The organism is Haloferax profundi (genome assembly GCF_001469865.1).
GTDB classification, from domain to species: domain Archaea; phylum Halobacteriota; class Halobacteria; order Halobacteriales; family Haloferacaceae; genus Haloferax; species Haloferax profundi.
Window position 1 is genome coordinate 1 of sequence record NZ_LOPV01000594.1, and the last position, 1948, is coordinate 1948.

Consider the following 1948-nt stretch of genomic DNA (forward strand, 5'->3'; position numbering starts at 1 on the left):
CGCTGGATTCGGGTCATTTCTGACCGCTATGTCTGCAGTGAGTGGTGCGCTGGTCATCGCAATCGGTCTCGCGGCGAACGACCTCATCGCGAACCTTCTTGCCGGGTTGTACATCATCAACGAGAAACTCTTCGTAGTCGGCGATTGGATCGAGTGGGAAGACAAGCGTGGACGAGTCGAGCAAATCGACCTCCGAATCACGCGGATTCGAACGTTCGACAACGAACTCGTGGCAGTCCCCAATTCGGAATTAGCGAACACGGCCATAACCAACCCCGTGGCGTATGGTAACCTTCGCATCTCAGTCGAATTCCAAGTCGGATACGAGTACGTCGAGAACGCAATCGAGGCGATTCTCGACGAGGCAAACGCATTCCCGAAGATTCTCTTCGAGCCGAAGCCAAGCGTCGTGGTCTACGAAGTGGGAGACACCTACGTCGGGTTGAGAGCACGAGTCTGGATGGACCAACCCTCGCGGCCCCATTTCAACCGGCTTCGAGGTGAGTTCATCACGAAAGTGATTCAGCGGTTCGTACAGGAAGGAATTGCACGAGACCCCCAGGAAGTTCGACTTTCGGGGGGAATCGGTGTCGATGGCCCAGAGAGAGTCTCGTGGGAATGACGAGAGTGCCGCACGTCGTCGACAGGCTGATGGGAAACTGATTCCGACGCACCGGTTCGTGAGCGGAGCGCCGGTGTCGATACGCACCGTGAAGTATCACAAAAACATTGGCCACTGTCCGGACGCGGAAGACGTCGTTCGGCCCAACCGCACAACCAGAGTCCGTGGCTGTCGTGATTTTCGAATCATCCGGGTCGGACATCGTCTGTGCTCGTGTCAGGAGACTCGTCGAACGTCACCTGGTCGAACTCCCCAGATTCGAGTTCGGGACCCTCTTGGGTGACGTCGACCTCGCCAGACACCGCAGGGCTGAGACGAGGGAGAATCTTGGTGATGAACTCGACGATGAGCACCATCAGCAATGGCCCCATGAAGATACCATACCACCCGAAGAGGAGTGGCCCAAGCAGGTACGCAAACATGACGAGCGCCATGTGGTAAGATTTTCCCGAGAGGTATGGACGGATGTACGTCCGGACGACGTTGTCGAACACGAGCACCATCAGCACGAAGAATACGATTGGTACCCAGAGTAACGTCGGGTTGGTGTTGAGCGCCTGTGCGGACAGTATGGCGAAGATAAGTGCGTACACGACTGAGCGCCCCACGAGTGGAATGAGCGTAAAGACACCAGTGATGACTGCCAACAAGAGCACAGATGGAATCTGTAGCCCACCGGGTGCAACGAAGTTGAAAACCGCGTAGATGATGGCAGCGATGATGATAACCGCGAAGATGGTGAGCGTGTATCCGAAGTACACCGACGTCAGACCCCGGTCGACAGCGCGGAGGTACGACGTGGTCAACGACTCCGAACCAAAGACGTTGGTCTCGAACCAGCGCGAGAGGTTCTTATCTTCGACAAGCAAGAAGAACGCGAAGATGAGCATGAGGAATACATTGAACAGCGTCGCGGAGAACGCTCCGACAGCAACACCAAACGTGTCTAGTACCGACGAGTACGCCGGGTCTTCCAAGACTAAGATGATGACGTCGACAGGTTCCGTCGGGAGACCCGACGTTTGAACAGGGAGTCTCTCGATGATTGATGCGACCGCATCAGAAGAGAGCAAAGCCATGGCCTGTCCGAGGGCAACTGCGACGAATGCTGCAATAAACAGAAGAACCGGGACGATAATAAACGTGAGCGTAAGCCCAGCATCGAGCGTGGGCGACGAGATACGACGATTTAATCGGCGAGCAATCGGTCGTGCAACGTAGTAGACGAACAGGCCGAACACGACCCACCCGAGGTATTCGAATCCGACCCATGCGAGGACAGCGAACAGCGCAAGACCAACGAGCCACCACCCGAGGTCCGGCCGC

At 56.2% G+C, this 1948-nt stretch carries 2 protein-coding genes; one reads left to right on the plus strand and one right to left on the minus strand.

Going from position 1 to position 1948, the window contains the following annotated elements; genetic code table 11:
* Nucleotides 1-622: mechanosensitive ion channel family protein (locus AUR66_RS17440; RefSeq protein WP_157533207.1), on the plus strand; the 622-nt coding region annotated here is incomplete at its 5' end.
* A 185-nt stretch (nucleotides 623-807) separates the two neighbouring features.
* Here AUR66_RS17440 and AUR66_RS17445 read toward each other — a convergent pair.
* A partial coding sequence (locus AUR66_RS17445) for an AI-2E family transporter (RefSeq protein ID WP_058573439.1) occupies nucleotides 808-1948 on the minus strand: 1141 nt, incomplete at its 5' end.